Origin of the sequence: Pseudomonas sp. JUb42, from assembly GCF_024807945.1 — a bacterium.
GTDB lineage: Bacteria > Pseudomonadota > Gammaproteobacteria > Pseudomonadales > Pseudomonadaceae > Aquipseudomonas.
This window is the reverse complement of sequence record NZ_JANUFD010000020.1, coordinates 57,292-69,952: the sequence shown is the minus strand read 5'-3', so window position 1 is coordinate 69,952 and position 12,661 is coordinate 57,292. Positions and strand designations below refer to the sequence as shown.

General features: G+C 56.5%; 10 protein-coding genes and 1 pseudogene. 5 read left to right on the top strand and 6 right to left on the bottom strand.

Annotated elements, in window-relative coordinates:
* Positions 1-124 precede the first annotated feature (124 nt).
* Entirely contained in the window at positions 125-733 is a 609-nt protein-coding gene (locus M2401_RS30745) for a hypothetical protein (RefSeq protein ID WP_259109757.1), read from the top strand.
* Between the two features lie 219 nt (positions 734-952).
* Here the strand turns inward: M2401_RS30745 and M2401_RS30740 are convergent, their stop codons facing one another.
* From M2401_RS30740 to M2401_RS30725, 4 genes are read right to left on the bottom strand one after another with little or no spacing between them, the layout of a single operon-like run.
* Entirely contained in the window at positions 953-1,855 is a 903-nt protein-coding gene (locus M2401_RS30740; RefSeq protein WP_259109755.1) for a hypothetical protein, read from the bottom strand.
* Entirely contained in the window at positions 1,856-2,143 is a 288-nt protein-coding gene (locus M2401_RS30735; RefSeq protein ID WP_259109752.1) for a hypothetical protein, read from the bottom strand.
* Positions 2,140-3,414 carry a translesion error-prone DNA polymerase V subunit UmuC gene (gene umuC, locus M2401_RS30730; protein ID WP_259109751.1) on the bottom strand — a complete coding sequence of 425 codons (1,275 nt, stop codon included), beginning with the start codon at positions 3,412-3,414 and terminating at the stop codon, positions 2,140-2,142. The genes M2401_RS30735 and umuC overlap by 4 nt, the downstream gene beginning before the upstream one ends.
* Positions 3,401-3,832, bottom strand: a complete 432-nt coding sequence (locus tag M2401_RS30725; RefSeq protein WP_259109748.1) for a LexA family transcriptional regulator — start codon at positions 3,830-3,832, stop codon at positions 3,401-3,403. The genes umuC and M2401_RS30725 overlap by 14 nt, the downstream gene beginning before the upstream one ends.
* Before the next feature lie 596 nt (positions 3,833-4,428).
* On the opposite strand from M2401_RS30725, the gene M2401_RS30720 reads away from it, so the two are divergent.
* The 4 genes and pseudogenes from M2401_RS30720 (at position 4,429) to M2401_RS30705 (ending at position 8,350) form a co-directional block, all read left to right on the top strand.
* Complete coding sequence (locus tag M2401_RS30720) at positions 4,429-5,223, top strand: DNA adenine methylase (RefSeq protein WP_259109746.1); 795 nt, start codon at positions 4,429-4,431, stop codon at positions 5,221-5,223.
* 177 nt (positions 5,224-5,400) lie between these two features.
* Positions 5,401-5,711, top strand: a pseudogene (locus tag M2401_RS30715) (type II toxin-antitoxin system RelE/ParE family toxin).
* Positions 5,708-6,028, top strand: a complete 321-nt coding sequence (locus tag M2401_RS30710; protein ID WP_259109743.1) for a helix-turn-helix domain-containing protein — start codon at positions 5,708-5,710, stop codon at positions 6,026-6,028. Before M2401_RS30715 ends, M2401_RS30710 begins: the two are co-directional and overlap by 4 nt.
* A gap of 423 nt (positions 6,029-6,451) precedes the next feature.
* Entirely contained in the window at positions 6,452-8,350 is a 1,899-nt protein-coding gene (locus M2401_RS30705; protein WP_259109741.1) for a potassium transporter Kup, read from the top strand.
* A gap of 163 nt (positions 8,351-8,513) precedes the next feature.
* On the opposite strand, the gene M2401_RS30700 is transcribed toward M2401_RS30705, so the two are convergent.
* Positions 8,514-9,878, bottom strand: a complete 1,365-nt coding sequence (locus M2401_RS30700) for a virulence factor family protein (protein ID WP_259109739.1) — start codon at positions 9,876-9,878, stop codon at positions 8,514-8,516.
* Positions 9,878-12,523, bottom strand: coding sequence for a bifunctional lysylphosphatidylglycerol flippase/synthetase MprF (gene mprF / locus M2401_RS30695; RefSeq protein WP_259109737.1), 2,646 nt, complete (start codon positions 12,521-12,523; stop codon positions 9,878-9,880). Before mprF ends, M2401_RS30700 begins: the two co-directional genes overlap by 1 nt.
* Positions 12,524-12,661: the final 138 nt, after the last annotated feature.

The window sequence follows — 12,661 nt, the reverse complement described above, 5'->3', positions numbered from 1 at the left end:
CTTCAGATTTTTCATAACGGAGTATTAGGAAATGAGGTTTAGGGGGATTGGTAGGGTATATCCAGAAAGAGCGGGTTTACGTTTCAACACAGTAACGTGGGGTGAGCCAGGAAGGATGATATCGGTGTCCTGCGATTGCTCGCAAATATACGCTGTTATTGATCGCGCCGACGTAAACGACGTCGATTCTGCTCATCACTCAATAGAGCATGTGGCCCATGCTGTTGTAAGCGCAGCGGGATTCTTATTCGGGTGTAGTTATTCTACGGAAATAGCTCAAGTAATTAACGATTCTGACCAGACGTGCTTTTATGGCGTGCAGGATCTTGATGTTGCTTTTAAAGAGTCAAATGAGCAATTGACGCAGAAGTTTAATGAGCTGACAGAGTTGGTAAGAAAAGATATATATTTGCGATTTGCCATCAGCGATTATACCACTGCTATAACAGACCACGTTGGCGGCCCGATGCTATGTTACAGAGCATTAGAGAGCCTGGCTAAATCTTTAGGGAATACCGGTATTGATGATACGGACTGGAGGCCAATGCATAAAGCACTTGGAACAACCAAAGATACAATCGTGAACATGGTGGGCCAATATGCAGCACCGGTCCGTCATGGCAATTGGATAGAGGTCGGCTCTGATAGAGATCAAAGACGAGCCATGCTACTTTTTACCAGAGATGTATTGGCTAAATATATTGAGTATAGCCGCAACATGGCGGAGTCGTGATTTCTTAAGCTCGGTGACGCCTCAACCAATTCGGAGAAGTACCAAAGTCATGATCTAGACGTGGCTACCCACTCGTTAGGGTGGGTCGGCGGCATCAAACATCCCAAGCCCTAAAGCTGCGGTGTGCATCGAAGATACCGCTCAGACCACTTACATTCCCACTGGCTAATGCCGCTACATCTATAAGGTATCAGTCACTCTACCTTTCCAAGCATATAGCTAGCGCAATGACGAAGGTGTAATTACTGTTCCAAGGACTACTTTTTTTCTTAATTTATAAAGACTATATAATAGCGGGGCTTCTATATACATATCTGCTCTATTTTTGGTGCCGTATAAAAAGTCATTGAGATTCTTGTTGTTGAAAAATTCTTCATATACTGAGTCCAGCCAGTACCACTTTGTGGTATGAAGTTTGTCCGCTATCTCAGGATCGGAAATCACCAAGTCAGCTAGAGTGCTAGATCGCTCCTCATCAGATATGTTTGGATTTATTTGATTTGAGAGTCTGGCCAGTCGTGCACGAACAACATCCTTATCAATTCCGGCATTCGAAAGAAACGTAAAAAAAGCCTGGCCTTGAACATATGGTCTGAATTCGTTGAAGTACATATCTTGCCAGTGCATACGGGCTATACCTTTGATTATATCTTCCCGCATTGCCGAAAAAATCTCTCTAAAATCTCCGGCTTGATTGCAAAGCTTGGTGAAGTCACGAGTATAAGAATGCGGGCTAGCTGGACTGTCTGGCATTTTCTCCAGCAACTCTGACATGCTTGTGACCAATGCGCGACACTCAACTGATAATGCGGTCTGCCGATCTTTTAGCTTATTTTCGCCGTATTGCCGAAAGCCGATATAAAACGCCCCTGCTGTTGCCGTCTGAGCAATCAACGTAAAGATATCAAACAATCTAAACTCCCAAAATTTGTCAGGGAATCTTGATGCCAGCACTGCGAATGCTATCCCTACAGACAGAAATAGTGTCACCAGCACTAGGGGTTGGACGAAAACGCTTTTTTCTTTTTCGGTTTTTTTCTCGTACAGCATTTGAAATCCCTTCGAATTATTCGTCCATGATGGATCTTCATTATGCTTTGTCACGCCAGCATTTCTAAGCATTTATTTTATCGATGAACAAGGTTGTGCCCCCAAAGATGCCCGTGGCCCGGCATGAGCATCTGCAGGTTGGTCCGACTCCCATTCGATCAATTCTTGAAATGCCCATTCCAAGGCTGCATCGGCCATCTCCAGCATATCGCACAGCAGGTCGGGATGAATGGTCCCGGCGCTAACCATGGCGTAGGCTTCTTTGATCAGCAGCTTATGTCTTGCCCCTGGCGCGTTGAGCAGCGGTTGCCGGTCATACAGCACTGCCATCCATGCAGCCCAACCAGGATCGTCAGTCATTTTACGGTCCATAGCTGATCTATACGGGTTGTGTAGCTCTGGCTCATCAATGAGCGCTGCATACCCCAGTCCGGCGCCGCTGGCACGCCTCCAGTGCGCAGCGTGCCACGTCCCCATCTGTTATTGATCTGATCCAGGACGCCCATCACCTGGTCCGAGGTGGCGGGCTGGTGTTCAGCAAACAGATCGTCTGTGAACTGCCCAAGTTGGCGCAGATCAATCAGCAGCACCTCTGCTTTGCTGTACCGAAAGCCGGGACGGAAAATGCGGTCCACGGCGGCCACGGCGAACTTCGTCATTAGCCGCACATCGTTCGTTGGGTAGGGCAGCTCCACCAGGGCGCCTTGCGCATACTTTGCTTCTTCAGGGTTGAACATGCCTGTTCTGATGCTGACCCGGATCTTTTTGCATAGCGAACCCTGGGCACGCAGCTTTTCCGATGCTCGCATCATGTAGGTGGCCACCGCTTCCTTGATCGGCTCGATCTCCGTCAGCCGCTTACCGAACATGCGACTGCAGCATATTTCCTGTTTCGGTGGGTCCGGGTCATCAAGTTCCAAGCATGGTGTTCCGGCCAACTCCCGGGCGGTCTTCTCGACAACGATGCTGAATTTCTGCCTCAACATAGACGGATCGGCCATGGCCAGGTCCATGGCTGTCTTGATCTTCATTCCTTCCAGGTGCGCGTTCAGGCGCCGACCAATACCCCATACCTCACCGACCTCGGTATTGCGCAATACCCAAGCCCGTTTGAATTCGTCACAGATATCGACAACACCACCTGTCTGCGCCTGCAGTCGTTTCGCGGTGTGGTTCGCGAGCTTGGCCAAGGTCTTTGTCGGTGCTATCCCCACACCTACCGGTATGCCCGTACGCTTGAAGATAGTGCTACGGATCTGGCGACCGAACTGGGTGAGGTTGCCCGGGATGCCCGACAAATCGGCAAACGATTCGTCGATTGAATACACCTCGGCGGCGGGCACCATAGATTCGATGATGCTCATCACGCGCTCGCTCATGTCGCCATATAAGGCGTAGTTGCTGCTAAACGGCACGATGCCCAGGCGGCTCAGATCGTCCTTTATCTGGAAATACGGTGCGCCCATCTTCACATAGGGCTTTGCATCGTAGCTGCGGGCAATGACGCAGCCGTCGTTGTTGCTCAGCACCACAATCGGGGTCTTAGCAAGGTCCGGCCGGAACACGCGCTCACAGCTCGCGTAGAAGCTATTGCAGTCGATCAGCGCGAAAACCTGATCAGGCTTTGTCATGGGCACGCACGCTGTATCGAACAACACCCCACACCAACAGATCGTCGCCTTCCATGATGTGGATCGGAGGAAACCCTGGGTTCTCAGACTGCAGTACTACATGCCCGTCGCGACGGTGTAGCCGCTTGCACATTGGCTCGCAGTTGATTGCGGCAATCACGATATCGCCATGCTCAGCTTCCCGGCCACGGTCAACGATCACCAGGTCACCCGCGAATATCCCGGCACCCTGCATGCTGTTGCCCTCGATCTTCACCAGGTAGACGTGAGGAGCGCGGATCTCCAACAGCTCATCGAGCGAGATTTTCTTTTCCAGGTGATCGGCTGCTGGCGAAGGGAAGCCGGCAGGTACTTGGAACGAGTAGAGCGGGAGTTCAGCGCCCCCGGCCATCAACGGGCCAAGAATGGTAATGCTCATGACACACCTGGTTTCAAAATGACTGTATGAACATACAGTAAACGTGGAAACGCTCAGACGGTCAACGGACTACAGCGATCAGTCGACAGATGACCCAAAAAAATGACGAAAAAAAATCTCGTCAGAAATAAAAACTAAACGGGAAAAACACTTATCCCCCCCTCGCCGACGGGCTTTGTGTCCCTTTTTAGTGCAAACCACGGGGGTGGTGCTATCAAGGCTCTAGCCCACGCCGGCCGTGGGCTCTCCCAGGCGATCGGCCATTGCATTCTGTGCAAGGTTTTGCAAACAAATGCAGCGCGATCGCACATCGACGTGCCAGCCAGGTTGCCCCCCATAAAAGGTGATACCCCCGGATTCATTAGGTGAAAAACTCGAAAACATCTATTTAAGCGTGTTTTCAAACTTAGCCCTGGTCGAGTTTATGAGCAAGGCCCAGCTAGAGCTGGCTGCGGTCGTGGCGGCTGAAGTCACACCGGCTGTGGCCTACAGCCAATTTTCAGTACTTCGGAACTTTGCACGAAGGCGCATCGCCATCATAAGAAAAACGGTTATCATGGGAACTGTTTATCCATACAGTATTAAGGCCTATTTTCATGTCTTCTCCCATCATTCCCTGGATGGGCGGCAAACGCCGCTTGGCCGATCGGTTGATACCTTTGTTCCCGCCCCATGAGTGCTATGTCGAAGTTTTTGCAGGTGGGGCAGCCCTCTATTTCCTCCGCCCGCAGGGCGCGCCCGTCGAGGTTCTGAACGACATTAACGGCGACCTAGTTACGCTCTATCGCGTTGTCCAGAACCATCTCGAAGAATTCGTGCGGCAGTTCAAATGGGCGCTGAGCTCACGGCAGATATTCGAGTGGCAGAAGATGACCCGACCGGAAACACTCACCGATATCCAGCGAGCTGCCCGGTTCTTCTACCTGCAGCATCACGCCTTCGCCGGAAAGGTCACCGGGCAGAGCTTCGGTACCGCTACGACGGCCCCTGCAATCAATTTGCTGCGTATCGAGGAAAACCTGTCAGCCGCATGGCAGCGACTTTCAGGCACCTATGTCGAGAATCTACCCTGGCTCGAATGTGCTGAACGCTACGATCGTGCGCACACATTCCACTACATGGATCCGCCATATTGGGAGACTGCAGGTTATGGGGTGGATTTCCCGTTTGAAAACTACGAGCGCATGGCGGAGTTCATGCGACGGTGTAAAGGCAAGGTAATGGTGAGCATCAACGACCACCCGGACATCAGAGAGGCGTTCAAGGGCTTTCATTTCGACGAAGTGAACATTCGCTACAGCGTTGGTAATCCGAGAGGAGGAACGGCAGAGGCGAGTGGTGAGCTCGTGATCACAAGCTGGGAGCCTGCGTCCCTGGGGCAATTGTTTTGACCCAAATTGTGGCGATTGGGAGCTGATGCTGATGCCGGATTCGCCGTTGAATGATCATTGATATGACATTTGAATTTATACCGAAATAGGTATATATTTTCACCACATGTTCAGGGAAGCGAGTCGGTAGTGAAGCCATTGCGATGGGTCGGTAGTAGCAAGAAGGACCTCATGGAAATGCCCGATGAAGTACAGGATGTATTCGGGTTCGCTCTCCATCTCGCTCAGGAAGGCGGCAAGCATCCACAAGCTAAGCCGATGAAGGGTTTTTCGGGCGCTGGGGCGCTGGGGTGCTTGAGGTGGTCGAGGACCACGATGGCGATACCTATCGAGCTGTCTACACCGTAAAGTTTGGAGCGGCGGTCTATGCCCTGCATAGCTTCCAGAAGAAATCGACTAAAGGCATAGAGACTCCGCAGCATGATATTGACTTGATCAAATCACGATTGAAAGACGCCGAAGCACACGCAAAAGGATTAAAAAAATGATTGAGATCGAAGAAAGTAGTGGAAGTGTCTATGCCGACATCGGGCGCTCTGACGCCAAAGAAATGCTGGTCAAAGCTCAGTTGGCTACAAAGATCGGCGGCATCATAAAGGCTCGCCATCTGACACAAATTCAAGCAGCTGAAATTCTGGCTATGCCTCAGCCCAAAGTTTCCGAAATGTTACGGGGTAAGTTCCGAGGGATCAGCGAGGCCAAAATGATTGACTGCCTGTCACGTCTTGGACGTGATGTGCAGATCGTCGTTAAAACCGCGCCCCGTTCCCGCCGTGAAGGGCGCGTTGAAGTTGTATTTGCCTAAGCTGCAAGCATATCGAGAACCCGCCATTTGGCGGGTTTTTTTTGGCCCGGATTACGTTCTGGCAAGAAGTATATATGTGCCATCGTTTGGACATCCGAGTGAAACGAACCCGACCTTGGGGGCGGATGGCGTGGTGACGGTGGACATGGCGAACCTCGGCGATAGTTAGTGCCTGGGCAGGTGGCCGGGGGCACTGGCTGGGCGCTTGGCGCGCCTCTGATCAAAAAGTGCGCAATTCTAGCGACGAGTCTGTCGATTGACCAGCGTTATGCAGAGAATTACGACGAGTGCTGCGCTATGCTTCGCGGCGTTACGTCGTGTCACAAAAAAACAGAGCGTTAACGGCGATGATTGCAGCGTTGCGCAGCTCACAAGGCGGCGTTTCATGTCTTGGAGTTCGAGTCTTGGTTTCAGGAGTGGTAAATGAGTCAAGCAAGTAGTCAGGCTGAGACCGGACATCATTCGGCAAAACCATTGAGTTTGCTGATCGCGGCGGTGGGGGTGGTTTACGGCGATATCGGCACCAGCCCCCTGTATACCCTAAAGGAAGTGTTCAACGGCGGTTACGGCGTCAGTGTCAGTCACGATGGAGTTCTGGGCATCCTGTCGCTGATTTTCTGGTCGCTGATCTGGGTGGTTTCCTTCAAGTACATGGCTTTTGTCCTGCGCGCTGATAACCAGGGCGAGGGCGGGATCATGGCGCTGACGGCGCTGGCGCGGCGGGCGTCGGCGAAATATCCGAAATTGCAGGCCACCATGGTGGTGTTCGGGTTGTTCGGTGCGGCGTTGTTCTACGGCGACAGCATGATCACCCCGGCCATTTCGGTGTTGTCGGCGGTCGAGGGTATGGAGCTGGCCTTTGATGGTCTTGAGCATTGGGTCGTGCCGATTTCTCTGGTCGTGCTGGTCGGGCTGTTCCTGATCCAGCGCCACGGTACGGCGCGCATTGGCGTGCTGTTCGGCCCGATCATGGTCACCTGGTTTCTGGTCCTTGGCGCTCTGGGCGTGTGGGGCATAAGCCAGCAGCCTGAAGTGATCCATGCGGTCAATCCACTCTGGGCCTTTCGCTTCTTTGTCGAGCATCCGGGCATCGGCGTGGCAATTCTCGGCGCTGTGGTCCTGGCGTTGACCGGTGCCGAAGCGCTGTATGCCGACATGGGCCACTTCGGTCGCCGGCCGATTTCCCGTGCCTGGTTCATCCTGGTGCTGCCTGCACTGGTCTTGAACTACTTCGGTCAGGGCGCCCTGGTATTGCAGGACCCGGAAGCGATCCGCAACCCGTTCTATCTGCTGGCGCCGAGCTGGGCGCTGTTGCCGCTGATCGGCCTGTCGACCCTGGCGACCATCATTGCCTCTCAGGCGGTGATCTCCGGCGCGTTCTCCATGACCCTGCAGGCGATCCAGTTGGGTTATATCCCGCGCATGTACATCCAGCACACCTCCAGTGACGCTCAGGGCCAGATCTACATAGGTGCAGTGAACTGGTCGCTGATGGTTGGCGTGATCCTGCTGGTGCTGGGTTTCGAGTCGTCGGGCGCATTGGCCTCGGCTTATGGCGTGGCGGTGACCGGGACAATGCTCTGCACGACCATTCTGGTGTCGTCGGTGATGTTGATGCTGTGGAAATGGCCGCCGATACTGGCGGTGCCGGTGTTGCTGGGCTGCCTGTTGGTGGATGGCCTGTTCTTCGCCGCCAACGTGCCAAAAGTGGTGCAGGGCGGGGCGTTCCCGGTGCTCGCCGGTATCGTGCTGTTTGTCCTGATGACCACCTGGAAGCGCGGCAAGCAGTTGCTGAGCGAGCGGATCTCCGAAGGCGGCCTGCCCCTGCCGATTTTCATCAGCAGTATTCGCGTGCAGCCGCCATTCCGCGCCCAAGGGACTGCAGTCTTCCTGACGGCCCGCTCCGACGCCGTGCCCCATGCACTGTTGCACAACATGCTGCATAACCAGGTGTTGCACGAGCAGGTGGTGCTGTTGACGGTGGTTTATGAAGACTCGCCACGGGTGCCGGCGCAGCGGCGTTTCGAGGTCGAGGCCTACGGCGAAGGTTTCTACAGGGTGATCCTGCACTTCGGCTTTATCGACGAGCCGGACGTGCCGGCCGCGTTGAAGCTGTGCCATCTGGATGAGCTGGATTTCAGTCCGATGCGTACCACCTACTTCCTCAGCCGCGAGACCATCGTCTCGTCCAAGCTGGTAGGCATGGCGCGTTGGCGTGAAGGACTGTTCGCCTTCATGCTCAAGAACGCCAACGGCAATCTGCGCTTCTTCAAGCTGCCGTACAACCGGGTGATCGAACTGGGTACGCAGGTCGAGATGTAGCTGCGGAGTCAATAAAAAGCCCCCGTAGCTGTGAAGCTGCGGGGGCTTTTTGTTAGAGCGAACCTCGTAGGAGCGAACCTCGTAGGAGCGACTTCATTCGCGAAGAGGCCAGTGAATTCACTATCGCTTGCGCGAATGAATTCGCTCCCACAGGTCGGCTCCGCTACTCCGCTGCCGGGGTTTCCGCCGGTGCGGGTGCCGCCGCCTTTGCCTGCCACTTGTTGATCACGGCGATCAGGCGCTTGGCCAGAGCCGGGTAGTTCTCGTCGAAGTGGTGGCCGCCGGGCAGTTGCAGCTTCTCGCCCACTGCTGTCTTGTCGGTGCAGCCGCTTTCATCCTTCTCCTCGATGCCGTAGACGCACAGCACCTTGTCGCCAGGCAGTTTGGCCATTTCCTCGCCGGTAGTGGCTTCCTTGCCTGCACTGCCCAGCCAGCCACCGACGTGGATCTCGAAGCTGCCGGTACGGGCGAAGGCCAGCAGGATAATGCCGGCGATACGGTTCTGGTCGTCGGCAGGCAGGCGGTTGTAGATCGCCGGCATCACATCTGCGCCGAAGGAGTAGCCGGCGAGGATAAAGCGCTTGGCGCCCCACTTTTGCCGATAGTGGGCCATCACTTCAGTCAGGTCCGCAGCGGTCTGTTCCGGGGTCTTGTGTTCCCAGTAATAGCGCAGGGTGTCGATGCCGACTACGGGATAGCCCATGCCGGCCATATCCCCGGCGACCACTTTGTCCAGGTCGCGCCAGCCGCCATCGCCGGACATGAACAGGGTCACGGTGTCGGAGTTCGGGCCTGCAGCGGCCGGCACTTCCACGGTAGGGACGCCCAGGCCGCCGCTGTCGTTCTCGCCGACCAGCTTGTGGCGCAGTTCGGTGTTCAGCACTTGCGGCAGTTTGATGTCGTAGTCGCTGATACTGGTGTCGGCATTGGGTTGGTCGCGAACGAATGCGGCCGGGACATCATCGGGCTGATCGTTCCAGGCCACCATCCAGTGACCGTGAGGCGCCTTTTGCGGCAAGGGTGTGTCGCAGATGACCGGTGGAATTTCATCGGGCTCCAGCGGCTTGACTGGCTCTGTTGAAGGCACCTCGACGACGAAGCCGACCGAGATGGCCTCGGCCTTATCGTTGTTCTGGGAGGCCAGCCAGCGCCACGCCAGGGTAGCGCCCGGGCCTATGCCGGCAACCACGTCGGGTGCGCCCTGCATCTGCGTGAGGGCTTCCTGGAAGGTCTTTTGCTGCAGGACGCAGTTGTCCTTGGGCAGGATCACCTGAATGATCTGCGCCGAGGCGTCCTTGCTCAGTGCCTGCAGTTGTTTGTCCGAGAGAAAGTCGTCAGTGGTCACAGCCAGGGCGACCTGAGTCTTGACCCGGGTCGCAGGTGTGGCGGTCGTCAGGGCCGAACCATCGGAGAGGGTGGTGCGTGTCAGTACCGCTGGAGGGGCAGGGCGATTCCACAGCCAGAAGCCCAGTGCCACTACGAGAATAACCAGGGCTGCAAGCAAAAATCGCCAGTAGCGTTGAATCATCAGCGTTTCACCAATCCAGTCAGGCCGCCCGCAATCAGGGCGGCGGTGTCAGCCAGTGCCACGAGAGGATCGAGTCCTGCCGGCACGGCCATATAACGAGGTTCCCAGTCAGGCTGGAATTTGTCTTTGAAGCGGCGCAGCCCCTGGAAGTTGTACAGCTGTTCGCCACGGCGGAAGACCATTGAGCCGAGACGCTGAGTCAGGGGCGCACCACGTCGTGGCTGCAAGCCGGATAAGGGCACCATGCCCAAGCTGAAGCGTCCATAACCGTTTTGTTTGTAGTGCAATATCAGGCCGACCATCATGAATTCCATGGTCAGCTTCGGCGCCTCGGGATGCGCACGCATCAGGTCGAGGCTGGCCAGATCCTTGCGCGAGGTCTCCAGCAGGTTGGCGAAGGCCACAGGCTTGCCTTCGAAACGAATGATCGCCACGCGGAAATATTGCAGGTACTCGGGGCTGAAACGGCCTAGGGAGAAGCCTTTCTCGCGTACGTTCTTGCCGGTGAGCCAGGCATCGGAAATGATCTTCAGTTCTTCCAGCGGTGCCTGGCCCGGTTCATGGATTTCCAGGGACAGGCCATCACGGCCGCCGCGGTTCCAGGTGTAGCGCAGGTCCTTCATCTCCTTGCCCTTGGCGTCGATATCGAAGCGAAGCAGGTCAACCCGCGCCTCTTCGCCGAGCTTGATCGCGGTCAGGCCGATGTCCATGTAGAACGGCAGATTTTCCGCGCGAACCTGATAGAACACCGGGCGGGCATGGTGCACGTCGCACAGATCGCGGAACTGCCAGATCAGTTCGGCGCGCTGTTGGGTCGGGCCAATAGGATCGTACAGAGCCACCAGACTGCGGCCACGGTGCGAGTACATTAAAAAGGCATTACCGCTGGGGTGCAGCAGGATCGCCTTGTCACCGGTCAGGGCCAGGCCACCATCAGGCTGGGCCGAGGCCTTGACGATCTCGGCGGCCTTGGCCAGTTCGGCGGCGTCAGGCAGCTTGATCACCGGGCGCGCGGTACGCAGCAGCCAGGTCAGGGACACAATCACCAGCAACACCGCACTGCCCAGCGCCGAGCGCAGGGCTCTCGGGGCGTCAGCATCGAGCGTGAACTGCCACCACAGCTGATGGCTGTAGGGGACGTCCTGATAGGCGAACAGCAGCAGCCAGATGGATGCACCGACCACGCAGACGCTGGCCATCAGGTACAGGCCGGAGAAAGGCAGTTCAAGCAGGCGGCTGGGGCGATAGAACGAGCGGCGGAATACGGCCAGCAGGCAGGCAGTGATCACCAGCATGCTGGCTTCTTCCCAGTCGAAGCCCTTGAGCATTGACAGTACGGCGCCGGCAACGAGCAGACCGAGGGTCAGCATCCAGGCCGCTGACAGGCGCCGACGCAGGCCCTGGGCCAGCAGCAGACAGAGCACGCCAACCAGGCTGGCGACAAAGTGCGAGGCATCGATCAGGCGGTGCGGAATCATGAAGCCGACGTATTCAAGGCGCGTGTCGATTTCCGGCGTGGAGCCTGAGAACAGCAACACAACGCCGGAAAGGAATACCAGCAGGGCCAGGATCGGCGCCGCCAGACCGGACGCCACGCGCATCGCCTGACGGGTCGGCAGCAAGCGCTGAGCTTCGTTGAACAGCAGGACCAGACACGCCACCAGCAGCGGCAGCACCACGTAAATCAGGCGATAGAGCAGCAGCGCTGCGGCCAGAGGCGCGGCACCGAGTTCGTTGGCGAAGGCGGCCAGCAGAATGGCCTCGAACACCCCCACACCACCGGGCACATGGCTCAGTACACCAGCAGCCAGAGCCAGCAGGTAGACCAGCAGGAACGCGGCGAACGGCGGCGACTGTGGCAACAGCAGATACAGCACGGTGGCGGCTGCGGCAACATCCAGAGCCGTGATGACCAACTGCATCAGGGTCAGGCGCGTGCTCGGCAGACGCAGGGTACGACGACCGATCCGCACCAGCAGGTTGTGAGGGATAGTCTGCTCAGGCAGGCGCCGACGATAAAGCATGACCGCCGCCAGCGTGCCCAGCAGCAGGACCGCGATAGCGATGGCAGCAAGCACGTCGACCGGCAGATGCAGCGCCAAGGAGGCGTCGGACAGGTCGGCGAGCATGGCCAGGGCGGCCAGGGGCGGCAGCGCACTGCCCAGGGACAGGCTGGCGAACAGAGTCATGCGGGCGACTTCTATGGCGCCCAGGCCGTGCCGTGAGTACAACCGATAGCGTACCGAACCGCCCGAGAGCATCGACAGGCCGACGGCGTTACCGATGGCAAAAGCGGTGAAGCCGCCCAACACCAGGGTTTTGGCCGGTAACTGCACATTGGCGTAACGACTGGCCGAGAGTTCATAACCCAGCAGGATGACGAAGCCGACCACGGTGGCGAGCACGGCGCCGCCCAAAGAGGGCAGGGGGACGCTCAACAGCGAGTCGTGCAGGGCGTCGAGGTCCATTTCGATCAGCATGTGCCGACAGGCGATCAGAGCGATGGCGAACAGCAGGAGCGTGACGCCCAGCCCGATGGGTTGGCGATACTTGCTCAATAGATCGAGCCAGTGCAGACGGGGAGACGTAATCGGTGGGTTCGCCGCTACTGCTTCTTCATTGAAATCTGACGGGTTATCGCGCATCAATCACTCCTTGGATCGTGCGCGACAGGATGGAGGTATACAGCCAACTTACCAATCCCTACGCAAAGAATATTTCGAGATGTTAGCGCGTCAACGTCTAACGAGCGAATGGAGCGGATACGTTTTCACGTTCGAGCA

Excerpts from the sequence above, each read along its gene's own strand:
- M2401_RS30735 (WP_259109752.1), bottom strand. The coding sequence starts at position 2,143 with ATGACTGACGATCCTGGTTGGGCTGCATGGATGGCAGTGCTGTATGAC.
- M2401_RS30700 (WP_259109739.1), bottom strand. The coding sequence starts at position 9,878 with ATGATTCAACGCTACTGGCGATTTTTGCTTGCAGCCCTGGTTATTCTC.
- M2401_RS30710 (WP_259109743.1), top strand. The coding sequence starts at position 5,708 with ATGATTGAGATCGAAGAAAGTAGTGGAAGTGTCTATGCCGACATCGGG.
- M2401_RS30705 (WP_259109741.1), top strand. The coding sequence starts at position 6,452 with ATGAGTCAAGCAAGTAGTCAGGCTGAGACCGGACATCATTCGGCAAAA.
- M2401_RS30740 (WP_259109755.1), bottom strand. The coding sequence starts at position 1,855 with ATGCTTAGAAATGCTGGCGTGACAAAGCATAATGAAGATCCATCATGG.
- M2401_RS30725 (WP_259109748.1), bottom strand. The coding sequence starts at position 3,832 with ATGAGCATTACCATTCTTGGCCCGTTGATGGCCGGGGGCGCTGAACTC.
- mprF (WP_259109737.1), bottom strand. The coding sequence starts at position 12,523 with ATGCGCGATAACCCGTCAGATTTCAATGAAGAAGCAGTAGCGGCGAAC.
- M2401_RS30720 (WP_259109746.1), top strand. The coding sequence starts at position 4,429 with ATGTCTTCTCCCATCATTCCCTGGATGGGCGGCAAACGCCGCTTGGCC.
- umuC (WP_259109751.1), bottom strand. The coding sequence starts at position 3,414 with ATGACAAAGCCTGATCAGGTTTTCGCGCTGATCGACTGCAATAGCTTC.